This is a genomic window from Candidatus Paceibacterota bacterium, assembly GCA_035404205.1.
Classification (GTDB): domain Bacteria; phylum Patescibacteriota; class Minisyncoccia; order UBA6257; family JAVHQB01; genus JAVHQB01.
This window is the reverse complement of sequence record DAONGQ010000006.1, coordinates 1-22,028: the sequence shown is the minus strand read 5'-3', so window position 1 is coordinate 22,028 and position 22,028 is coordinate 1. Positions and strand designations below refer to the sequence as shown.

General features: G+C 38.2%; 26 protein-coding genes. 9 read left to right on the top strand and 17 right to left on the bottom strand.

The window, feature by feature from the left end; genetic code table 11:
* Positions 1-5: 5 nt before the first annotated feature.
* Positions 6-338 (top strand): hypothetical protein, encoded by a 333-nt coding sequence (locus PK547_01805; GenBank protein ID HPR91447.1) that lies wholly within the window; start codon positions 6-8, stop codon positions 336-338.
* A 116-nt stretch (positions 339-454) separates the two neighbouring features.
* On the opposite strand, the gene PK547_01800 is transcribed toward PK547_01805, so the two are convergent.
* Positions 455-862: a hypothetical protein gene (locus PK547_01800; GenBank protein HPR91446.1), complete on the bottom strand. Its 408-nt coding sequence runs from the start codon at positions 860-862 to the stop codon at positions 455-457.
* A gap of 181 nt (positions 863-1,043) precedes the next feature.
* Here PK547_01800 and PK547_01795 point away from each other — a divergent pair, with 181 nt between their 5' ends.
* Positions 1,044-2,156, top strand: coding sequence for a PD-(D/E)XK nuclease family protein (locus PK547_01795; protein HPR91445.1), 1,113 nt, complete (start codon positions 1,044-1,046; stop codon positions 2,154-2,156).
* Positions 2,157-2,158: 2 nt separating this feature from the next.
* Here the strand turns inward: PK547_01795 and PK547_01790 are convergent, their stop codons facing one another.
* The gene (locus tag PK547_01790) at positions 2,159-2,554 is read right to left on the bottom strand and encodes a hypothetical protein (protein HPR91444.1); all 396 of its coding nucleotides are present in this window, start codon (positions 2,552-2,554) and stop codon (positions 2,159-2,161) included.
* A gap of 26 nt (positions 2,555-2,580) precedes the next feature.
* Here PK547_01790 and rpmA point away from each other — a divergent pair, with 26 nt between their 5' ends.
* Positions 2,581-2,862 (top strand): 50S ribosomal protein L27, encoded by a 282-nt coding sequence (gene rpmA / locus PK547_01785; protein ID HPR91443.1) that lies wholly within the window; start codon positions 2,581-2,583, stop codon positions 2,860-2,862.
* A 16-nt stretch (positions 2,863-2,878) separates the two neighbouring features.
* Here rpmA and rplI read toward each other — a convergent pair whose 3' ends face one another.
* Together rplI and PK547_01775 are read right to left on the bottom strand one after the other, a co-directional pair.
* Entirely contained in the window at positions 2,879-3,367 is a 489-nt protein-coding gene (rplI, locus tag PK547_01780; GenBank protein ID HPR91442.1) for a 50S ribosomal protein L9, read from the bottom strand.
* A gap of 3 nt (positions 3,368-3,370) precedes the next feature.
* Positions 3,371-4,636, bottom strand: a complete 1,266-nt coding sequence (locus PK547_01775; protein ID HPR91441.1) for a S41 family peptidase — start codon at positions 4,634-4,636, stop codon at positions 3,371-3,373.
* A gap of 139 nt (positions 4,637-4,775) precedes the next feature.
* Here PK547_01775 and thpR point away from each other — a divergent pair, with 139 nt between their 5' ends.
* The 5 genes from thpR to PK547_01750 all read left to right on the top strand — a co-directional run bounded on the left by thpR (position 4,776) and on the right by PK547_01750 (position 9,699).
* Complete coding sequence (thpR, locus tag PK547_01770; GenBank protein ID HPR91440.1) at positions 4,776-5,369, top strand: RNA 2',3'-cyclic phosphodiesterase; 594 nt, start codon at positions 4,776-4,778, stop codon at positions 5,367-5,369.
* A complete protein-coding gene (locus PK547_01765) occupies positions 5,369-7,276 on the top strand; it encodes a hypothetical protein (GenBank protein HPR91439.1) in 1,908 nt (635 codons plus the stop codon). The genes thpR and PK547_01765 overlap by 1 nt, the downstream gene beginning before the upstream one ends.
* A 3-nt stretch (positions 7,277-7,279) precedes the next feature.
* Positions 7,280-7,747 (top strand): peptide deformylase, encoded by a 468-nt coding sequence (def, locus tag PK547_01760; protein HPR91438.1) that lies wholly within the window; start codon positions 7,280-7,282, stop codon positions 7,745-7,747.
* Positions 7,748-7,750: 3 nt separating this feature from the next.
* Positions 7,751-8,716, top strand: a complete 966-nt coding sequence (gene fmt, locus PK547_01755) for a methionyl-tRNA formyltransferase (GenBank protein HPR91437.1) — start codon at positions 7,751-7,753, stop codon at positions 8,714-8,716.
* Positions 8,717-8,850: 134 nt separating this feature from the next.
* The gene (locus PK547_01750) at positions 8,851-9,699 is read left to right on the top strand and encodes a peptidoglycan recognition family protein (protein ID HPR91436.1); all 849 of its coding nucleotides are present in this window, start codon (positions 8,851-8,853) and stop codon (positions 9,697-9,699) included.
* On the opposite strand, the gene amrA is transcribed toward PK547_01750, so the two are convergent.
* The 9 genes from amrA to PK547_01705 all read right to left on the bottom strand — a co-directional run bounded on the left by amrA (position 9,696) and on the right by PK547_01705 (position 18,836).
* A complete protein-coding gene (gene amrA, locus PK547_01745) occupies positions 9,696-10,268 on the bottom strand; it encodes an AmmeMemoRadiSam system protein A (GenBank protein ID HPR91435.1) in 573 nt (190 codons plus the stop codon). The genes PK547_01750 and amrA overlap by 4 nt on opposite strands.
* A 20-nt stretch (positions 10,269-10,288) precedes the next feature.
* Entirely contained in the window at positions 10,289-11,086 is a 798-nt protein-coding gene (gene amrB / locus PK547_01740; protein HPR91434.1) for an AmmeMemoRadiSam system protein B, read from the bottom strand.
* A 1-nt stretch (position 11,087) separates the two neighbouring features.
* The gene (amrS, locus tag PK547_01735) at positions 11,088-12,116 is read right to left on the bottom strand and encodes an AmmeMemoRadiSam system radical SAM enzyme (GenBank protein ID HPR91433.1); all 1,029 of its coding nucleotides are present in this window, start codon (positions 12,114-12,116) and stop codon (positions 11,088-11,090) included.
* A 12-nt stretch (positions 12,117-12,128) separates the two neighbouring features.
* Positions 12,129-13,091, bottom strand: a complete 963-nt coding sequence (locus PK547_01730; GenBank protein HPR91432.1) for a hypothetical protein — start codon at positions 13,089-13,091, stop codon at positions 12,129-12,131.
* A gap of 918 nt (positions 13,092-14,009) precedes the next feature.
* Positions 14,010-15,179: a tRNA guanosine(34) transglycosylase Tgt gene (tgt, locus tag PK547_01725; protein ID HPR91431.1), complete on the bottom strand. Its 1,170-nt coding sequence runs from the start codon at positions 15,177-15,179 to the stop codon at positions 14,010-14,012.
* A gap of 1 nt (position 15,180) precedes the next feature.
* On the bottom strand, positions 15,181-16,272 hold the full coding sequence (gene queA, locus PK547_01720) for a tRNA preQ1(34) S-adenosylmethionine ribosyltransferase-isomerase QueA (protein ID HPR91430.1): 1,092 nt from the start codon (positions 16,270-16,272) through the stop codon (positions 15,181-15,183).
* Between the two features lie 8 nt (positions 16,273-16,280).
* On the bottom strand, positions 16,281-16,685 hold the full coding sequence (locus PK547_01715) for a hypothetical protein (protein ID HPR91429.1): 405 nt from the start codon (positions 16,683-16,685) through the stop codon (positions 16,281-16,283).
* A 4-nt stretch (positions 16,686-16,689) separates the two neighbouring features.
* The gene (locus PK547_01710; protein ID HPR91428.1) at positions 16,690-17,136 is read right to left on the bottom strand and encodes an FKBP-type peptidyl-prolyl cis-trans isomerase; all 447 of its coding nucleotides are present in this window, start codon (positions 17,134-17,136) and stop codon (positions 16,690-16,692) included.
* A gap of 8 nt (positions 17,137-17,144) precedes the next feature.
* A complete protein-coding gene (locus tag PK547_01705; protein HPR91427.1) occupies positions 17,145-18,836 on the bottom strand; it encodes a tRNA uridine(34) 5-carboxymethylaminomethyl modification radical SAM/GNAT enzyme Elp3 in 1,692 nt (563 codons plus the stop codon).
* 12 nt (positions 18,837-18,848) lie between these two features.
* Between PK547_01705 and PK547_01700 the strand changes: the two genes are divergently transcribed.
* Positions 18,849-19,640: an asparagine synthase-related protein gene (locus PK547_01700; protein HPR91426.1), complete on the top strand. Its 792-nt coding sequence runs from the start codon at positions 18,849-18,851 to the stop codon at positions 19,638-19,640.
* A gap of 68 nt (positions 19,641-19,708) precedes the next feature.
* Here the strand turns inward: PK547_01700 and PK547_01695 are convergent, their stop codons facing one another.
* The 4 genes from PK547_01695 to PK547_01680 all read right to left on the bottom strand — a co-directional run.
* Entirely contained in the window at positions 19,709-20,269 is a 561-nt protein-coding gene (locus PK547_01695; protein HPR91425.1) for a hypothetical protein, read from the bottom strand.
* Positions 20,270-20,462: 193 nt separating this feature from the next.
* Positions 20,463-21,032, bottom strand: a complete 570-nt coding sequence (locus tag PK547_01690; protein ID HPR91424.1) for a rubrerythrin family protein — start codon at positions 21,030-21,032, stop codon at positions 20,463-20,465.
* Positions 21,033-21,144: 112 nt separating this feature from the next.
* Entirely contained in the window at positions 21,145-21,414 is a 270-nt protein-coding gene (locus PK547_01685) for an RNA-binding protein (GenBank protein ID HPR91423.1), read from the bottom strand.
* 121 nt (positions 21,415-21,535) lie between these two features.
* The coding region (locus tag PK547_01680) for a hypothetical protein (protein ID HPR91422.1) at positions 21,536-22,028 on the bottom strand (493 nt) is incomplete at its 5' end.

Below are 22,028 nucleotides of genomic sequence, written 5' to 3'. Positions count from 1 at the left end.
AATCTATGAGTAAAAAATATTTACGTTTAGCGGGATTATCTCTAGGAATGATCGCCATATTAGTTTTCGTTAGGGCAATAAGCGCTCAAGCTGCTACCACTACTACAGACACTACCATTAATTATATTGAGTTTGCCGATAATAAAGTTATGCCCTGGTTGGATAAAATAACCCTGTTTATAGTCACGTTTGTAAAACAAGTAGGGGTTTTGTTCCAGCAAGTTTTTACCGAAGATTTTTTAAATACCGGTTTAAAGTTTCTCAAAGGAATTTGGGATTTTATATTGGGGATATTTAAGTTATTTATCGATCTCTTAACTCAATCCTTTAAAAAGTAAATTTTGAGGCAGGGAAGGGGCTCGGGCGCTGGAAAGGTCGGGGGGTTCTTATTAATTATGGTTCAGTGTCGCAAAAGCTATCTTGTGCGACATTGTCTGTCATATCGGACCAAGGGTTACTTCAACTCCTCCCCTGATGATGCGGACGCTGATTGACTGTCTGAGAAAATGGCTCCAAAAGTTTTTTTCATTTTAGCTGTTATCTCTTTGCTTAACATGCGTGGATTCCAAGACATTACTTTCTCTTCCTCAACAGTATTTACAAACATATAATTAGTTATCGCATATTTAGCTGTTCCCGTATTTTTCTCGCAATGAATTTCCATTAAATCATTGTCCTTATCGCAGACAAGGGCGGTTAACTCTAGCACTTGATTATTAAGCCCCCTAATAACAGAAAAAATTCCTACCTCTCCCCTTAAGGCTCTTTCTTTCGCCTTGTCATAGTCAAGAATGTCTTTATCATCTTGGCTAGCGTCTTTTTCTGCAAAAAGCAATTCTTCTGTTGGTTGTTCTTGCGACATACAATAAATCTTAAATTTATCTTTCTATTATCATAAATATACTTTGTTCTGTCAATGGCAAGAGTCTGATTTGCTATTTTAGCGTTTTTCCCTTAATATGAAATAGACATTTAGAAGCAAAGACTGCTTCTTCAATTTAATCTATCGCCCAAGTTGCGGCCGTTTTTTTGCATTTTGTCATATGAAAGTATCTTATTCCTCTCTTGAGGCTTTTAAAAATTGTCCTCAAAAATATAAGTTTAGCGAAATAGAAAAAATAAAAGAGCCTAAAAGTAGAGAAGCTGCCTTTGGTAGCTATATTCACGAGGTTTTGCATTGGTTTTGCGAAAAAGACCCCGAGTTCCCTACCCTGGAGGAGCTTATTGAATATTATAAAAAAAATTGGCCGGCTGCAAGTGAATTTAATTGGAAAACCAATAAAGACTCGGAGACATATCTTAAGGAGGGCGTACGCCAATTAAAATCCTTCTATGCCAGAAATCTGCCATTCCAGTCAGTAATTTTGGAGTTAGAAAAACATTTTGTTCTGGATTTTGATATTGGCAAAGAAAAACATTATCTTTCTGGCATTATGGACAGAGTGGATGCTTCCAGCGACGGGCATTACGAAATAATAGATTATAAGACTGGTAAAAGGGTGCCTTCCCAAAAAGATACTGATAAAGATTTGCAACTTTCTATTTATGCCTTGGGACTTTTGAGCATTTGGCCGAAGCTGAATGTTAATAACATCAGTCTTTCACTTTATTTTTTAAAACCAGATATCAAAGTAACGAGTGCACGTACGACAGAACAATTGGAGAATACCAAGCGGGAAATACAAGAGAGTATTTTAACTATCACCAAAAGCGATTTCTCCCCTACCCCCTCACGGCTTTGTGACTGGTGCGGTTACAGAAGGCGTTGCCCTGTTTGGCATGACTATTACATCCAAACTAATTTGAGCGGCAAAAAAGTTGCCCAGCTGGTAGATGAATATTTTTTACTGCAAAAGCAGGATTATCAGCTGAACCAGCGCCTCAAAGAAATTAAAGAACAAATTAACACCTATTGTCTGAAACATAATATCTCTCAAATTAGCGGCAAAACGGGCGTTTTAAAAAGAGTGACAGGTAAAAAAATTACTTATGATATTGCTGAAATAATAAATATTCTTACCCCCATTAACCAGATAGAAAAGGTGTTGATGGTAAATCAAAAGATGTTAGGAGAAGTTATGCAAGAATTGCCAGATAGTTTTAAAAAAGCGATTTTGGCCACTCGTAAAGAGGAAGATTTAGAAACTCTAAATTAAATCTAAGGGCAAGCCGAACTTCGTTTATAGCCAGCCGCTTCGGCTTCTGCACTCGTCTTGAAATAGATTTTATTTTCCGGCTTAAGATTATTTCCTGCCGAGCATTCCACAGGGTAGTACATTTTCCCGCGCGAGCTAGCCACGTATTCTCCGCTTGCGCTGCTTTTAGGCTTATTCACAATAGAGGTCAAAACCTCCTCAGGAGAAATGGGCGTCACTCCCTCCAATATAATCGGTTCAGTTCTAAATTGCGTCTTGCCAGTAATTATTCCGAAGGAAAATACAGTTCCTAATAAGGCTATTTCCAGAGCGCTGAGGAGAAGAATTTGTTGTTTTGCCTTTACAAAACTGCCTATTTTTGCTAGTATAGGCAAGTCTTTAAATGAGTATTTTATCATAATCTTATTATTTATTTGTTAGCTATATGGCACATACTAAAGCAGGTGGGTCTACTAAATTAGGAAGAGATTCGCGCGCTAAATACTTGGGCATTAAAAAAAATGATGGTCAGAGTGTTAAAACCGGAGAGTTAATAGTGAAACAACGTGGCACTCATTATCATCCAGGCAAGAATGTAAAAAAAGGTGGCGATGATTGTCTTTATTCCCTGACTACAGGAAAAGTTGTTTTTAAGGACCAGACCAAGATTAAGTATGATGGAAATCGCAAAAAAATAAAAGTAGTCAGTGTGGAAAATTCCAAATAGGATAGAAAAAACGCCCTTAATGGGCGTTTTTAATTGCACTGGTGATATTAATTTTGACGAACGTTTTTTCCTTAGGCAGGAGATTAACTTCTATAGTATATTGGCCAACAGTCTTTAGCGGCTTATCCAATTTAATCTGATTGCGTTGCAGATTAATCCCCTTTTCTTTTAAAGCGTCAATAATTCTTTGGACATTGACTGAATCATAAGCCTTTTCTGCCAAAATTTCTTTGGTAGTATCATCGTCATAACTTGAGAATTTAAGAGAAAAATTGAGCACTAATTCTTTCAATTGGGCAGCTATTACTTTTAGAGCGGCGGCCTCTTTTTCCTCTGATTCCTTTTGCTTTTGTGCTCTCAGGGTTGCCTCTTTTATAGCAGCAGCGGTAGCGACTGTAGCCAAATGGTTTGGTAAAAGATAATTATTAAGATAGCCTATTGATACCTCTTTTATTTCTCCCGTTCTCGCTTTACCCGGAATATTTTTAAGAAAGATTACCTTCATAATTTATTTCTGAATTAAGGTCGTCATAACTTCTATAGCCTTTTGAAATTGTAAATCATTTTGAACTTCTATTTTGCCGTAAGTGGATGCTTCTGGTTGCGGATTAGCCACGACATAATCAGGGACAATGCCCTTATCTTGAATGAGGGCGCCATTAGGAGTGAGCCAATGAGCAATGGTTAACTTGAGGTTCTGGTCTTTATCAATGGGGATCAGTTCTTGCACAGAACCTTTGCCATAAGTTTTTTGACCCACCAAAACAGCTTTATTGAGATCTTTTAAAGCTCCGGCCATAATTTCTGAAGCAGAAGCAGACCCTTCGTTTACCAAGACAACGGTGGGTATATAAGCAAAAAGAGCATTGCCATAAACGGGATAATCTTTAGTGATGCTATCACCAAAATCTTCTTTTACCATAACAGAGCCGGGAGTAAAGAAATATTTGCCCAAATGCAGAGCAGAATCAAAATAACCGCCGGGATTATTTCTTAGGTCTAAAATAATTCCCTTGGGGTGTTTGACAAAAATTTCCTTTGTCGTTTGATCAAAAGCGCTATTTACTTGGTCATTAAAATTATAAATTCTAATATAAGCAATATCTCCAGGAAGCATTTGCCAGCCAACAGAGGGCACATTAATCGTAGCTCTAGTAACATTAACCACCTTTGGTTCAATAATGCCTTGTCTTCCTATGGTGAGAGTAACAGAAGTGCCGGCAGGACCCTTGATAAGTTTGACCACTTCGTTGACAGTCTTTCCGCTTACATTAATATCCCCTACCTTAAGAATCTCGTCGTTTGGAAGTAAACCAGCTTTTTCAGCTGGCGACCCTTCCAAAGGAGAAACAATGGTGATATATTCATTTTTTTTGCTTATTTCAGCACCAATGCCATCAAATTGGCCAACCAATTCTTCCGCCAAAGCAGCGCTTTGCTCCTTATTGAGAAATTCTGAGAAAGGATCATTCAAAGAGCTCGTTAAGCCATTAATAGCTCCCTCAAGGAGTTGATTATTGGTAATCTCTTTGCGTTTAACTGATTTGGTTTTAATAAGGTCCCAAACTTTCCAAAAAGTGGAAAAATCAGGATAGTCAATGACATTCTCAGGACTGTAATTAGTGCTGATAGCCCTCTTTTCGGCCACATAATTGGCATTGCCGAACTTATAGCCGAGCATATACACTAAGCAACTGTTTATTATGACCAAGATGAGAACCGCGGTCACAGTTAAGCTTTCCTTTTTTACTTGTTTAAGAGGATTCTTGATCATAAGGAAAAGATAATATTTAACATATATATTTAATAATCTATCTTATTGTTTTCTGGAGGCATTTATTTCACAAGTCTAACGAGAAATAGCAAGAATCGCCTTACCAGAACTTTTATAGTATAATAGAAATATTTAAAAAATGCCACTTATGCCAACTAGCCGTCTATTCATAGCCCTCTGTCCCGATGATCACGCCCTGGAAAAACTGGCTCAAATCAATAAAAAAGTTGTTCCTTTTGCTACCCTTAGAATGATTCCTCAAGACCAAAGGCATTTAACCTTATGTTTTCTGGGAGAAGTAGAAGCTTGTTATATATCGGCTATTAAAGATGTTATTAAAAAATCGGCCCATATCAGGATAGAGCCTGCGCTTACATTCAAGCATTTAGAATATGGAGCTAACCCGCAATATCCTAACCTTATTTGGTTGCGGGGAGAAAATTCTCCTTGGATTATTGATTTATGGCAAGAATTGAAAAAGGAATTGACGATTGTTATACCTTCGGTTTCTTTAGACCGTCAGGGTAAAAAATCTTTACTGAACAAACACTTTCTCAGTCATTTGACTTTGGCGCGCTTCCAGAGTTCGCCTTTACAGAATTTGCCAGTCTTGCCCTTAATCGCTCCAGTAAAGGTTCATTTTAAAAATCTCACTCTTACAGAGAGCTGCTTAACACCTCAGGGACCAATCTATAATGTTTTAGCCAGTGTTTTATTATCTAGAAACTATTAATGTATATTATTACCGCCATTCCCCTAGATTACATTCCCAAAGAGGCTGGAGAAACCTTTACCTTTTTTAGTGCCCAATTGCTCCAAAAAGGGGCTTTGATCAAAGCCAATATAAAAAAACGTTCAGTTAAACTTTTGGTTGTGGCAGCTAATCCGCTCAAAGATTATAAAGCCAGTGTCAGAAAATCAGATTTTGTCCTATCCCCTATTAGCGAAGTTCTTTGGGAAACCAGTTTCTTGCAAAAAATCCATTATGATCTTGCCCGTTATTTGGGCAGTTATTATTACGAATCTACGGGCAGTTATTTAAAAGCAATTTTCCCCTTGAAGTTTTATAAACAATTAGAAAAAATTAATTTAATATTGCCTGCCCCAAAAGATGAAAATACTTATTCAAAATCAGCAGCTAATTTAATCTTTTGGCAAAGTAATGCATTTGAGAAATCTTTGCATAAATTAATTAATGAACATACGGGGCAGATTTTAATACTGTGTCCCACCTTGACACACCTAGAGTATTTGAGGGAAAAACTAAAGCGCTGTTTTCCCAACACTCCTCTGCTGATTTATAGACGAGACAATGGCATTAAGGACGGAGCCATGTTTTATAAACAATTTGTTGCTTTTCCCAACGCTATTATTATTGGGTTGCAGAGCGCCGTTTTATTACCATTTTTTAATTTAGAAACTATAATTGTGTATGAATATAGGCATCGGGGACATCTTTCTCTAGACCAGCACCCGTATTATTCTACTACTAAAGTAGCTGCTATTTGGTCTAAACTTACCCATTGCCAGTTAGTGCTTACTGCCGCCTTGCCGGATATAGACTTGATTCACTTGTCGGACCGCTATTTAGAGGCTATTCCGCCCAATAGCAAAAGGCAAGTAGAAATTGTTGACCTCAAAAGTTTATCGGTAGAGCTAAAATCTAAAATAGTCTTGTCTCCCACCGCCCTAGACCAAGTAAAAAAAGCTCTCAGCCAAAATAAGAGAATCCTTATCTTCCTTAATCGCAAGGGCCTAGCTCATTATGTAGTGTGCAAGGATTGCGGCCAAGTGCCGCATTGTCCTCATTGCCAAAAACCACTAGCCTTGAGAGAAAATGGGGCTGGTCGAGAATTAATCTGTCGCGAGTGCGGCTATCATACTGAAGTGCCAGATATTTGCCCCCATTGTCACTCTTGGCACTTGAAAGCCGTTGGATTGGGCGTGGAAGCTATCGTGAAGCAACTTTTAGAAAACGCTGTTCCCTCTGCATCCATTAATTTGATTAGTCAGGATGAATTAGAAAATAAAACCAGTCTAATAGAGCTGTTAGCAAAGCCTGCCCTTATCACTGTGGCCACAGAGATTATTTTTAAGCCGCAAACCAATCCGTTTGATTTAACAGTAATCGTTAGCTTGGATAGCCTTTTAAATTCTACTAATTATTTAGCCCCCGAAGAGTTAATCAATTGTTTGGCTCAATTAAAAAACTTGACTCAACGAAAAATAATTCTACAAACTTTCGAGCCCCAAAATGAGTTTTGGCGCTATATAGCCGATGAGCCTTTCGCTTCTTTCTATCCAAGAGAACTGGCCGAGAGAAAAATGTATCATTATCCTCCTTTTGCTCATATCATTAAAATAACTGTTGTCAATAAGAATAATCTTGCGGCCCATAAAAAAGCTAACGAGTTAGTTAATTTGATCCAAAGCAAAATACTCAAAATGCCTCAAGAAAAAAGAAATCTTTTCAATGTGTTAGGTCCATCTGCAGGTAATCGTTCTAGCGGGCAGGGTGTCTTTTTTTGGGAAATTATTATAAAATTAAGCACAGATAGTATTTCTATCCGCGACAGCCTCCTTCGGGACATAAGCGGAAAAAATATTAACATTGAAATTGACCCACCCTTGGGCATTTAGACCATGCAAATTATTAAAGACTATAAAAATAACAAAACTCTTAGAGCCAAAAATTTGCCGGTGGAGCAGATTGACGGACAACTCAAGGCAATCATCCAAGAAATGAGGCGTCTTATGAGTTTGGAAAACGGAGTCGGACTGGCTGCTCCCCAAGTTGGTATTAACCAACGGTTTTTTTTGATAGAACTAGAAAATAAATATTATGTTTTTATTAACCCCAAGGTTCTTCAATACTCAAAAGAGTGCGTAGATATGGAAGAAGGCTGTTTGAGTGTTCCCGATCAGGCTGGGGTAGTGACTCGTCCAGCGGAGCTTACTATTGAAGCCTATGGAACAAATAATAAGAAATTTAAATTAAAAGCCAAAGGAGTATTAGCCAGAGTAATTGAGCATGAAAATGACCACCTAGAAGGAATCCTCTTTATTGATAAGGCTAAAAGTTTAAAATCTAAAAATAGTCATAACTATTAAAATATGAATTTTAGCTTTTGGGGTGGCTCCAGTTTTTCTGCTACAGTTTTGAAAGTATTTTTGGAGCATAATTTCCAACCCGTTTTAGTGGTGACTACTCCGCCAGCTCCCCAAGGTCGAAAACGAGAACTGGCTAAAAATGAATTGCAAATATTGGCAGAAGAAAATGATATTCCCGTTCTTGCTCCCGCCAAATTAAAGGACAATAATTTTAAAGAGGCTCTGAATAGCTATGGCTGTGATTTTCATTTTCTTACTGCTTATGGGAAAATTGTTCCTCAAGAAATTTTAGATTTAAAGGGCAAGGGGTTTATCAACTTGCACCCTTCCCTTCTTCCCAAATACAGGGGGGCCTCGCCTATTCAAACAGTTATTCTTAATAGGGAAAAAGTAACTGGTGTCTCCCTTTTTCTTATGGATCAAGGCATGGATGATGGCCCTATTTTAAAGCAAAAAGCGGTAGCCATAGACGTTGAAGATAATTACTCTTCCCTCTCTCAAAAATTGGCTGTTTTAGGGGCAAAATTGGCCCTAGAAACGCTTCCGGAATGGTTAGAGGGTATTTGTACTCCCGAGGCGCAAGATGCCTCAAAAGCTACTTTCACAAGGAAATTTACTATTTCCGACGGTAAAGTCAATTGGGAAATAGATACCGTTTCCTCTATAGTCTCCAAAATTAGGGCTTTAGCCAAAGAACCAGGGGTGTTTAGTTATTATAAAGAAGGAACCAAACCAGTTTTAACAGTCAAATTTTATGACGTTAGAGCAGAGACTAACGAGATGAATAGACCAAACATTAATACCTATTTTCCGGGAAAAATTATCAGGCAAAATAATAAACTTTTAGTGATGGCTAGTGATGGTCTAATTGAGATTAAAAGCCTGCAACCTGCTGGTAAAAAAATAATGACTGCCCAGGCTTTTTTGAACGGACATAGTCAAGGAATTTTTATTTCTAACCCTAATTAATGGTAGAGTTTTCCTTTTCGCAAAAAGATATCCGTTTTAAGTTAGTTCTGCTAATCCCGTTATTTGGGATGATGTTTTTAGTTTTTTTTAATATATGCTTTCCTGCTTGCTACTCGCCCGGAATGCAAAATCAAATGACGGACGCAGACACTCTGTTAGAATATAAAAGAAGCTATCCTAATCTTATCGATTTTGCCAATAATTATAGTACTCCCCTACCTGAAAACGATGATATAAAAATTATCTCTCGCGCTGAGTGGAAAGCTCCTAGCGATTATTCTCGGGCGGATTATTATGCTTCTTATTGCGCTTCTCATGAAGACCAATGTTTGGAGGAAAATCAAAATGATTTTGAAAGCGACCTCACCTATTTAAAACTCAAGGATAATTATGAAAAAAATTTCCAGCTAATGGATGATGGTTTGGTCAAAACTAGGATTATTAATGATAACGAGTATGAATACATGCCAGTCAATCAAATTGTGATTCATCATACTGCCCATATCAGTGAAAAAACTTATGCTGGCAGTTTAGAAGAATTAAACCGAATTTATTATGCTCACGCGATTTTAAATGGCTGGCACGATATTGGATACAACTATCTCATAGATTACGATGGAAACATCTTTGAAGGGCGGGGCGGAGGTAAATACGTAGTGGGTTCTCATACCGGTTATCATAACCGTGGCACTATAGGCATAGCCTTAATGGCCGACTTAACTAAAGAATCTATGTCTCCTAAAATGGAAGAAAGCTTAATTAAGCTGGTGAAATACTTAAGCCAAGAATATTATTTGGATTTAACTAAACCGGACTTACTCCCCAGTCCGGATAATTCAACTCTAATTTGGGACACTAAAATAATTAAAGGACATATGGAACTGGATGCTCGTGGCGGAAAAACGCAATGCCCGGGTATTGATCCAAACACTTTAAGAAATATGATCTATACAGTATTGGGAATATCGCAGCCTACTCTTTAATTTTCTTGAAAGGCATCGACAGTATAAGTCCAAAAATTCATTAGAGGATTTTGCCAATCATTTTCCTTTAAGCCAGCCTTTAGGCATAACTGAGACAAAAAATCTAAAGGCGTTTTAATTTCTTTCCAAACTTGCGGTAAAAAAGTCGCGCCAGCGCCGTTTAATTCTAAATATACTCCCGGCTTTTTCTGCGCTAACCACTTTACCAATTCTGCTGAAGGTAGTTTTTTTAAAGGAACTAATGGACTCAAGACAGAGATTTCAATCTTAATACTGCCTAGTTCTTCGGATTGTAATTTAGGAAAACGATAGTCTCCAAAACCGGCGTTGATAGCATTATCAATGACTTCTTGATAAATCGGTTGCTTGCCCATCAAACTGCCAACACAGCCCCTCAACTCTTGGTTTTTAGTTATCGTGACAAAAACACCTTGCTTATGGAGTAAATGCGGATTAGCCTCTAAAGGTAAATCTGTTTCTTGAAAAGCTAAACGCGTGCCGTAAAGGCAATAATTTTCTATGGCTTTTCTTGCCAGCAATAATAAAAAATTTTTATTTTGTTTTTCCATAACACAAAATTGTTTGCTGTTTAGTAAAATGCAAAAGCAGCATAACCGACCACGGGGGCACCGAAAGAACCTGAGGTGTCTCCCGAATTAGCTGCTTTTAATAAAATCGGTTTAAGATTTAATTTTTGAGCTATCTTGAGCCCAATGACAATTGGCATCAAGCCGCAAGCCTCTCCCCTTTCTTCTAGCCCTTTATCATCTCTCAGCAAGATATTTTCAATAGTTTGTTTATCTTTCCTTTGCGCCTCCCTGTACTCATGATAGTGGCTCAAATCCGAGCTAATAATTAAAAGATTATCATCTGAATTATCTAAAAAATCGCTTTCAAAATTGCTTACAATTGACAATGATGTTTCGTTATCTTCATTAGTAAGTTGAGGAAAAATTCGATAATTTTTGTCAAGGTATTGCAAAAATGGCAATTGCACTTCTAAAGAATGCTCAAGCGCGTGAGCATTGTCATTGTCTTTAAAAAGAGCTGGTAAATTTTGAGGTTTAAAGGTGGCAACTGTGCCCAGAGGGGTTTCGAAGTGACCAAAACTGCAAGTAAGAATCTCGTTGGAAGCGAAAACGTAATGACTCGGACCGAGGAGAAAAATATTTCTATAATTAAATTGGCTGATAACTTTATAGGCGTAGGCAGCTATTTGCCCCGAATAGGCATAGCCTGCATGCGGTACTATAACGATTTTGGGCTTTTGGCTTGGCAATCCTTTCAAAACGGCTTTGTCTAAAGCAGCTTTAATAAACGCTTTTATATCAGCAGTTTTGTCTGGATAAAAACTACCCGCGTACTGAAATGTTCTGGTGGTATTCATATTATTCCCAATGACCAGCTATTTTATAACCACAATTAGGGCAACAACCATTTGAAAGGCTATTATTTAAAATAGTATACCCCCTTCTCTCAATCAATTTAAATTGGCATTGAGGGCAATAGGTATTTTCGGGGGATAAAGATGGTAACAAATTGCCAGTATAAACATAATGAAGCCCGGCTTTTATGCCGATATCGTAAGCTTTTTTGAGAATTCGCGCCGAAGTAGCCGGCAAAGAGGTTAATTTATAAGCGGGAAAGAAAGCGCTAAGATGCCAAGGCATATCCAAGCTAATGTTGGCTATAAAATTAGCCATTTGCGAAAGCTCTTCTGGATTGTCATTCAAACTGGGAATAATAAGAGTGGCAATTTCCGTCCAAATCCCAGCGGCTACGAATTTTTTAATATTTTCTCTCACGACCTTTAAATGGGCGCCGGTGATTTTGGTATAAAAATTTTCGCTGTAGCTTTTCAGGTCAATATTGGCTGCATCAATATAGGGCTTCAAAGCAAGAAAAGACTCGGGTGATAAATAGCCATTGGTTATCCAAATATTTTTTATTCCCAGCTTTTTCGCTTTTTTAAGAAGGCCAAGATAAGCGTCTAGATAAACAGTCGGCTCATTATAGGTGTAGGCTATAGAGGAAATGTTATTTTGCAAGCAATAATTAACAACAAAATCGTCATCTAATTTATCTCCCCAGGGAAAATTTTTCAGTCCCTTTTGAATACAATCTTGCGGAGCTTGTGACAATTCCCAGTTCTGACAAAAAGAACACTTTAAATTACATCCCCAGCCCCCTAAAGAAAGCGCTAAAGAGCCAGGCAGGAAATGGAATAGTGGTTTTTTCTCTATAGGGTCCAGATTTTCGGTTGCGACTGTTTTGCCAGGCAAAAAATATAACTTGTTGGAGTTATTTTGTCTCAGTCCGCATTTGCCAATTTGTCCCTCTTTTAAAAAACAATAGTTGGCGCAGGTCAAACATTGTACGCTCCCCTCTTTTAATTTTTTATAAAGTATAGAGAGCATAAGAAAGAAGCCTTAACTTGAATTTTGTTTTATAGAATCTAAAATATGCTGAGCGATAGCTTCATACCTGAGGGCGCATTTTTGGAAGGTTGTAAAATTAACCGTCAGAAGCATAGGTTGTTGGTCGTGGTCTACAAACCAAAAAACTCGGCTAATCGACAGCGTAGGTACGCCCTGAACTATAATTTGTCTTGAAACGGTGGCTTCTTTGGTGCCGTAATTTTCAATGAGGTCTCGACTGCTATAATCAACATAACCCGTTTTTCCTAAGGCGGTATTTTCTTCTTTGATAAGGTCTTTGAGAGAACGCCTTAAATTATCTTTGGTTAAGACTCGGCCATAGACACTGATAGTGGCTCCGTAGTCGTCCTTATAACTGGCTAAAAACCTTATATTTTTGGAAATGCTAGGAGTTTGTGAAAAAAGCAGTTGATATTGAGTATTAAGGGCTTTAAGGTCTAAAGGTTGCCAACTCATGGGCATGTCTATGCTAAAAAGGTTGTTTAAAAAAGATTGGGGCGTATATTTTAAATCTAAAGTATTAACCTCTTTGGTGATTAGGGTTTCTTTGCCGTTTCTGATTCTTAAATCATAATTGTTAGGATAGGGTGGCAAACTAATAGAAGCATAAGTATATTCCCTTTGCGGGGTCAAGTTGATATTTTTAGCGGATTGGTTAATAACTTCCTGTCCATGGGTAATGCGCCAATTGAGACTCAACTTATCATTGATACCTTGGAAGATTAGAGAGAGCTTATCTCCTGGTAAATAAAAGGACGGATTAATACATTCTGTTTCTAGACCAAAGGCCGATGTCTTAGAATCATCTTTATTCAGTTTTAAACTAAGGTCTTCCAAGGGCAGGTTTTCTCCCTTTTTAGAAATGGCAATCAAGGCAACAGACGCTAATACAATAACTAACAAAACGCTTCCTCCTATAAGGATTGTTTTTTTATGAAATTTGAATTTGAACATATAAATAGTATAGCATACGGGGCTCATAAAATTCATTATTGACAAATAAACAAACCAGTGCTATCGTATTTTTAGCTTTGAAAGGAGTCTAAAAAAGGAGGGTAGGTTTGTTATCCAAGACTCTTTGCATTTACATAACCAAAAGTTTCAAAAATCTAAGGAAAGGAGAGTGGGATGTGTAAGCAGCGTATGGAACAGGAGACCTTGTCGCGTGCTCACAAGATAGAAGCTGAGGCTGATAGGCTAGTGTTTAGTCTACCAGATAATTGCGACCCTAAGTTCAGAAAGAGCCGTATAGACTCTTTTCGGCGTCAGGCTCGCAATATCGAAGCCGGTAACCGTCTTGTGAGAAAGTCTCTGCCCAAGACCATTCTTGAGTTGCTTGCATAATAATCTCTTGCCAAGAAGGAGGTGGTACTGTATGGGGTTGTATAACCTGAACGGCAATACCAAATAGTATAATTCCACCCTTGTCAAACACGGTCACCCGTGTGCGTGTTAGTCGAAGTGCCAGGAAGCCGTAGTTTGGTTTAAGCCCCTGGCTTATCAATTTGCTCTAAATGGTAATAAAGGACCTTGGTCCGGAGGTGTCCAAAGATCTATTGAGTTAGGAACTCCCTCACATAATGAGGCTAGTTCCAGTGTCCGGTCAAGGGAATGAGCCGCTAATAGCATAAGCGTGAAGAGGCCCCCTTGATATAATGCGGACAAAATAATCCAACAGTCCTAACACAAAGAGCTGGCAACAGCTCAAGGAGGCATTTATGAGAAAGGCTTCTCTAGAAGGAGTCTTTGTCATAAGACTCTTTCCTTTCTAAGCTCGTCGCCCCCTACAAACTCAGGCTCGGGGCAATATAAATAAGAGCCAAAGAGTAATGGACATACAGCCCTCTGCGCACTTTGCGTGGGGGGCCTTTTTTATTTTTCTATCCAGTTTCTTAAAACGTGAATAGTCTCTAACATGACAGAAAGATTATGGATGGTAGCCAAACGTGGATAAAGCAATTCATTATTAGCCAAAAGATGGCGCAGGTAGCTTTTGCTAAAATGAGTGCAAGTATAACAATGACAATTTTTATCTATGGAAGTAAAATCATTGGTGAAACTACTATTCATTATATTTAACTTTCCATCTTTGAAATGGCTATCCCAATAAGGCAGTCCTTTTTTATATTTCACACTGCCTTCAAACAAAATGCCATGGCGAGCTAAACGAGCCGGCGAAACGCAATCAAACATGTCTGCTCCGGCAAGAACAGCATCAATAATATCTTGTGGCTTGGCTCCCAAACCCATCATATAAACTGGCTTGTCTAGGGGTAAATAATCTCTCACCCAATCAAAAATTTCTACGCTTTTAGCCATATTATAACCAATGGTTTCACCTCCTAAGGCGATTCCCTCAAAGGGCAAAGACGTAATTTCTTGAGCCGACTTGGTACGCAAGTCTTTAAAAGTGCTCCCTTGAATAATACCAAAGAGAGCTGGTTGCTTTTTTGTGTCCTTATGTTTATTTAACTTCTTATTTTCCTCTAAGCATCTTTTGGCCCAATTGGTAGTTCTTGTAACCGCTTCTGAGGCATATTTATGGTCGCCATTATCAGGCGTGCATTCATCAAAAGCCATAATAATATCTGAACCTATCAAGTGTTGAGTTTGCATAGACAGCTCAGGAGTAAAAAAACATTTTTCTCCGTTTAAAGGAGATCTAAATTTCACCCCTTCCTCTGTAATTTTAGCGAGAGGCTGTCCTTTTTGAAATTTTTTTTGTGATAGACTCCAAACTTGAAAACCGCCAGAATCGCTTAAAATGGGTTTGGGCCAATCCATAAAACCATGGATATCCCCTATTTTTTTATTAATAATTTGTAAATTTTTTAAACCCGGCCTTAAAAATAAGTGATAGGTATTAACTAAAAGAATTTCTATGCCAATTTCTTTTAAATCTTCCGGGGTTAAGGATTTCACAGTGGCTTGGGTTCCGGGCGGCATAAAAATAGGCGTTTTAAAAACGCCATGATTGGTAGTGATCGTGCCGGTATGAGCGTAAGTGCCTTTTTTATTTTTTAGAAGCTTATATTTAAACATACTATCTTAAAAGCATGCCGTCGCCGAAGGAATAAAAACGATATTTATTTTTAATGGCTTCTTTGTAAGCATTAATGACCATATCCCTTCCTTTCTGCCAGCCTTCCTTGTCTAAATAGGGCTGAGCGGCAAAAGCAGAGGTTAACATTAAGGGAGTAGAATTAGGCAGATGAAAATTAGTAATCAATTCAGTAATAAATTTGTAATGATAACCGGGGTAGATAAAGATACTGGTCCAGCCGTTTAATTTGTCTAATATGCCTTTGTCGTTGGAAGCTGATTCTAAAGTGCGGGTAGCCGTAGTGCCAACGGCAATAATATTTTTGCCTTCTTTCTTGGCCATATTTAAAAGATTAGCCACTTCGGGCTTTATTTCATAATATTCGGCATCCATTTTATGGTCACCCACCTCGTTGACCTTAATAGGCTTAAAAGTACCGAAGCCGACGTTTAGGGTGATATACATAACCTGAACGCCTTTATTTTGTAATTCTTTTAAAAGAGTCTCATCAAAATGTAAACCAGCTGTAGGAGCTGCCACTGAACCTTCGTGTTCGGCATAAACAGTTTGATATTCTTTTTGTAAACTGTCTTGGTCTAAAGACGTTTTCTTAATATAGGGAGGAATGGGCATTTCCCCCACGGCATAAACAGCAGAGCGCAAGGCTTCGCCAGTTAAATTAAATGCTAAAACGCTTCCTGTCTCCGTTTCTTCTATGGCCTTAGCCTTTAAGTCAGTAGAAAAAGCGACCTCCTCCCCCTTCTTAAGCCTAGGGCTGCCAATAGTTAGCCATCTATCTTGCCAAAGACCAGTACTGGTGAAATTAGAATCTTGCGGTTGTAGCAAGAGCACCTCAACACGTCCTCCAGTTAGCGCTTTTTTACCTATTAATCTTGCCGGAATAACCTTAGTGTTGTTGAGAACCAATATGTCTCCAGCCTTTAAAATATTGGGTAGGTCAGAAAAATGATGATGTTCTACTAAACCTGTATTCCTATTGAGGACCATTAATCTAGCTGAAGGCCTCGGGTTAAGAGGGTTTTGGGCTATCAATTCTTCTGGTAGTTCATAATTAAATTCTTCAATGAGCATAAGTAGTGTTAGATAGTTTCTTTGAGAAAAGCATTTAAATCATCATAAACATCAGGCGGTATTTCTAGGGGTTTATTAACCGGACTTTCTCCTGGATAACGCCAAGCGCTAATGATAAAAATTTGGCCATTTCTTTTTTGATACATGGTCCAAATCTCTTCCTTATGGTGTTTATAAACCCTTCCCCAATTGTTGAAAACTGATGGTTTTTTGCTTGTATTTGTCTCGCGAGGAGATACCAATTTATTGGGTATCATAGCGGCAATAGTATTGGCAGCTATACCTTCTTCCACCCTAAAAGGGCTACGTAAAACATTTTTAATCTTATTTTGAGTAAGCCGATAGTGCTGCATTTTAGCCAGGGCATGGTTAGTCCAGACCAAGGGCTCTTTTTGAGGAAGGGCCACAAACATATGACTAATTTATTTTTAATAACTCTATTTCAAAAATAAGGGTTGAGTTAGGAGGAATGTTGCCCACTTGTTGATTACCATAGGCCATATCCGGAGTAAGGGTAATTTTTTTCTTATCACCCACTTTCATGCCAATCATGGCGTCATCAAAACCTTTTATAATTTGTCCAGAGCCTACGGTAAATTCGAGGGGCTCATTATTATGTTTAGCTGATTCGTCAAACACAGTTCCATCTGCCAAAGAGCCTTTATAAAGGACACTTACTTTATCTCCGCTTTTTACCTCTTCCCCACTACCTGTTTTTATTAATTGGGCTTGCATATCCTTGTTACTTAAAGGTCGACTATTTAAATAAATAATAATTCCGCTAGAAGCGGCGCTTAAAACCATAATGGTAATTAAAATAATATAGACCAGTTTTTTCCCCGCTTCTGTGTGAGTTTTCTGCATAGCAAAAATTAAATTAATTTTTTATACATATAAGTTTGCTTTAAATGGTAGTCCTTGGCGCGATAGTAATTCCTGACCCCGATTCCAGCAATGACCGCAATAGCGTTACAGTGGTTGAGTGTAGCAATTTTTTCGGCCTCTTTCAACAGCTGCGTGCCCAAGCCTTGATGTTGCACTAAGCCTTTTAGTTTTAGTTGGGTAGCCTCTCCATAGACATGGACTTCTCTAATGAGCGCTATATTTTTATCAGCAAAACTATAATCCTTAAGATTATGCGAGTCTATTCTGAGGCGCAAGAGGCCATACAACCTATTTTGGTCATCAATATATTCAAGAAAATATTCTTGTCCCCCCGCTGCTTCATATTGAGTGACTTTGAGTTTTAATTCTTTCGCCGGTTTAGCTCCCGCTATTTCCCTGCTTCTAATTTCTAAGAGTAGCTTATGTTGTTTTAAAAATATCTTATTAAGATCCTCATGTAAATTAGAAATAATGGAACCGGAAGTAATTTCTCCCGCTGGTATATCCCTAATTAGCCTTTGTACCCTGACGTAATTGGGCAGACTCTCATAAATAGAACACAATGTCTTGAGGAGTATTTTATCTGAATAAGATTTATATAGATGTTCTGTTTGCCAAGCTTCCAAATCTGACCCCCTGACTACCATGGTGGGATAAATCTTAAGATAATCGGGACGATAAGCAGAGTCGGCAAAAAGTTTTTTGAACATAGCAATGTCTTTTGCCGGAGTAGCTCCAGGCAAATTAGGCATCATATGAAAATTTACTTTAAAACCGAAATTTCTTAAACATTCATTAGCCCTCTTTACAGCTGTTAGGTCATGACCCCTTCTGATAGTTTTTAAGACGCCTTCATCTAAACTTTGAACCCCCACCTCAATTCTAGTTATACCCAGTTCTCTTAAAAACTTTAATTCTTTTTCATTAATGAAATCAGGGCGCGTCTCAATAGTGATGCCAATAATTCTATTTGTGGCTGTTTCATTAATTTTTTGAATCTTGGATAAATCTAATTTTTCTGGAATGTCTAAATATCCTTTTTTAAGCACAGCCTGCATATTCGCGTTAGCTGCTAGAAATATTTTAGCCATAAAGTCTTTCCGATAGGCCTGGTCGTAATAAGAAAAAGTGCCTCCCTGAATAATGATATCAATTTTTGAAACAGAGTGGCCCAATAATTTCAATTGCAAGAGACGAGAGAGCGTTTGTTTCAGTGGGTCGTAATTATTCCTAATTGCGCGCATAATAGCTGGTTCATCTGGCAAATAACTTTTAGGAGTGTTATTTGTCTTTGGGCAATAGAGGCAATTAAAGGGGCAACCGCCAGGCGCAGTGAACAAAGACACCGGAGCCACTCCCGATTGAGTGCGTCTTTCATGAGTTTTAAGGAGAGCGGCAATTTGTTCCAAGTGTTTAGCGCTTATTTTTTTAAACGAGGAGCTTTCGGTTAGAAGCAGATAATTGAGGTACCAATGCGGCAATTGGTTCTTGAGATTGTAATTTTTAGCTATTTGATTTAAAAACTTGACTAGTTCCTTTTTACTAAATATTCTTTTTGAGATATTCTTTTCCAAACTAAAAATGGCCTCCATGCCAGCTTTTTTGTAAAGTGAGGCGGGTTGAGGTAAATTATCAGTAAGTTGGAGATAAATTCTTTTTTTGTTAACTATTTTAGTCATTTAGACCCTGTTATGCCAGAAAATATAGACATAGCCGTAAACAAACTAATAGCCCTTTTAAAGGGCAATTTTGAGCGTTTGAGCGCTATTTTAGATGGTACAAGGGTGGGAATTGTGGTTTCCGGAGGCCTTGACAGCTCGATTATAGCACATTTTGCCAGGCTTTCCTTTAAAGACCCTATTTTCCTCTCTTTGGCCGGTAAGGAGAGTCAGGATAAGCCTTATTTAGACATTTTGGAGAATTATCTGGAGACCAATATTGAAATTGTTGATTCCGCTAACTTCAACGAGCAAGATATAAAAAATACTAAAGATATTTTAATAAAAGCCGGAGTGGAAGAAAACCTGATGCAGCTTAGCTTAGGTTTAGGTTTTTATTTGTTGGGTCAAAGAGCCCAGACATTGAAGGTAACCCATATTTTAACTGGTCAAGGCTCTGATGAAATTTTCGGAGGTTACACTAGGTATAAGCATTACGCTGGTGATTTAAAAAATTATTTGAAAAACGATTACGAAATTGTAGGCGGAGCAGATTATAAAAGAGATAACGCTATTTTTAACAGTTTTAATATGCAAATTATCAATCCCTACGAAGAAAAAGATTTTTTAAATTACGCTTTAGATATATCCCCTAGCCTTAAACTTTATAGTGAAAATGGAAAAATCATTGAAAAATATATTTTAAGATTGGTAGCGCAAAAATTAAAATTACCGTCCGAAATAGTATGGCGTCCCAAGAAGGCTTTTCAATATTCTTCTCGTATGCAAAAAAACTTAGCCGCCTATTTAGGGATTAAAATTTAATTTCCACACAATAATAAAAGGGGGTCGGTATGCGACCCCCAATACAATTGACAACTGCTCCGGCTAAATTATAAGCCGTCTTGGGGCGAATTGCAGGTTTCCTTGTCAGGAGCGGAAGGGTTACTGCCTAATTCTGCCGATTGGATTAGCCCAACAATGAATACTGCCAAAGTCTCTAGACTTTGGTTCACTGTTTCGGCAATGTGCGACCCTACCATGTTATGAATCATGGGGTCATCTGTGATATAGCCCAGCTCCTTAGATTCTCGCGATTCAATGGGCCAATACCACTTATACCACACAAGCGCCCTGAGGGATTCAAACATCACTGATTCGATGCCCTGTCTTGCGGCAAGAATGATATCCAGGGTCTCAGTGCTACCTGACAACGTCTTATGCACCGCTACCAGTGTCCCCTCATCGGTAAGACTCTCTAGCACCATTACCCTTTCCTTTTGGCTCAGCCTCTGGTAATGAGAGAGAACTTTATCGCCATCATCTAGATCGTAAAATAAGATGTTGATGCTGGCGTCAATGAAAAACTGTTTGGCCCGCCTTTGGACCTCATTAAACAAGGCGGTGTTGATTGGGTCTAACCCCTCATCGTTCTCTGCCTTTTTGCTAGCCATACCCCACCTCCTTTTTCAATTTGTGTTTATTTGTTAAGAGCTAGACCTATAGTGGCATTAGAAGCTATTCTTGTCAATGGAAATCAGAAATTGATTGACAAAAAAACACTCTGCAACAGAGTGTTTTTTGTATTGATCTTTTTATGTCCAATACTCTTTTTCTGCCTTCTAAACTTGAAAAGATTTCAACTTATTAGTAATTTTCTGCTTTCACTTCAAAATACGCTTGAGGGAAATGGCAATTAGGACATTCCTTTGGCGGAGTAGTCCCTCGGTGCACATAACCACAGTTACGGCAGACCCAAATAACCTCTTCTTTCTTTTCAAACACTTCATTGCTCTTTAAATTATCTAATAATTTTTGATAACGTTTTTCATGCTCTTCCTCTATCTCTCCCACTTCTTTGAAGAAAGTAGCAGCGTCTTTAAAACCTTCTTCTTGTGCCTTAGCCTCAAACTCTTTGTACATAGTAGTCCATTCATAATGTTCGCCGGCAATAGCTTTTTCTAAGTTAGCGGCAGTATCAGTCCATTCTCCCAATAATTTGTAGATAATTTTGGCATGTTCTCTCTCATTATTAGCTGTTTCTAGAAAAATACCAGCAATTTGTTCCATACCTGCATCTTCTGCTATTTGGGCAAAGTAAGTATACTTATTTCTCGCTTGAGATTCTCCGGCGAAGGCAGTAAGCAAATTTTTTTCTGTTTCTGAGCCTTTGGCAACCGGTTCAAAGCCCGAAACAGTATTTTTATCTTGGACCATATATAAAAATAATTAAAGAAATAACAATATTATTGTAGCATACTGAGTCAAAATTAGACAATCAAAAAATCCAATCAATTAAGATTGGATTTTTGTCTCATGCAGTTCCTAATTATTCACGAGGAGCTCTGGGCTCTAAGGGTCTGGCTTCGCTAACAGTCAAAACTCTGCCGCCGAATTCTTTGCCATTGAACATGGTAACAGCTTTTTGAGCTTCTTCGTCAGTAGACATTTCAACGAAACCAAAACCTTTAGAACGATGGGAAAACTTATCAGTAATGATGGTAGCCATTTCTACGGAACCAGCGGCGGAGAAGTATTCAGTCAATTCTTCTTGCTTGGTGCTGTAGGGCAATCCTCCTACATATAATCTTTTAGCCATTCTTCTAAAGTAAATATTATTTTATAACTCATGTAGAAAGACCCGTTCTCGCCAGATTTGGCTCGAACCCCTACACTTTAAACCTAACCATTATAGCTCAGGTCGAACTAAATGTAAAGAGTTAATTGCAGCTGCCAGAGGCAGTAGCAGAGTTTTCCGCTAGAGTTTGGGCGCAAACCGCCGGTTTTTTAGCTTCGGTAAAAGCAGAACAAATACTATTCTTATAACCATTCGGAGTTCTGTCGTTGGAGGTCACATCATCGTTAATAATCAAGGTTGGAGACCCAGAGATGTTGTACTGTTGGTCGGCCGCATACTCCTTTTCTAAAAGACTATTGCCTTCGTCTTTTTGACATTGAGAGATTTGGTTGGTATTTAAACCAATCTTTTCAGCTACTGCCGTCCAACATTTATCCGCATCTTGAGCAGTGCAATCTTTATTGATTGCTTCTACAAATGTCCAAAGCTTATCGGGGTCGTATTTAGCCACGCAAAGTTCTCTTACGTCTTGATGTAATTCTTGGTCGCCATGGAGAGAGGTGAAGGCCGTTTTAGTATTGTCCGTATAACTAACAATATACCTTAGTTTAATATCAGCAAAATCCTTCAAAAGA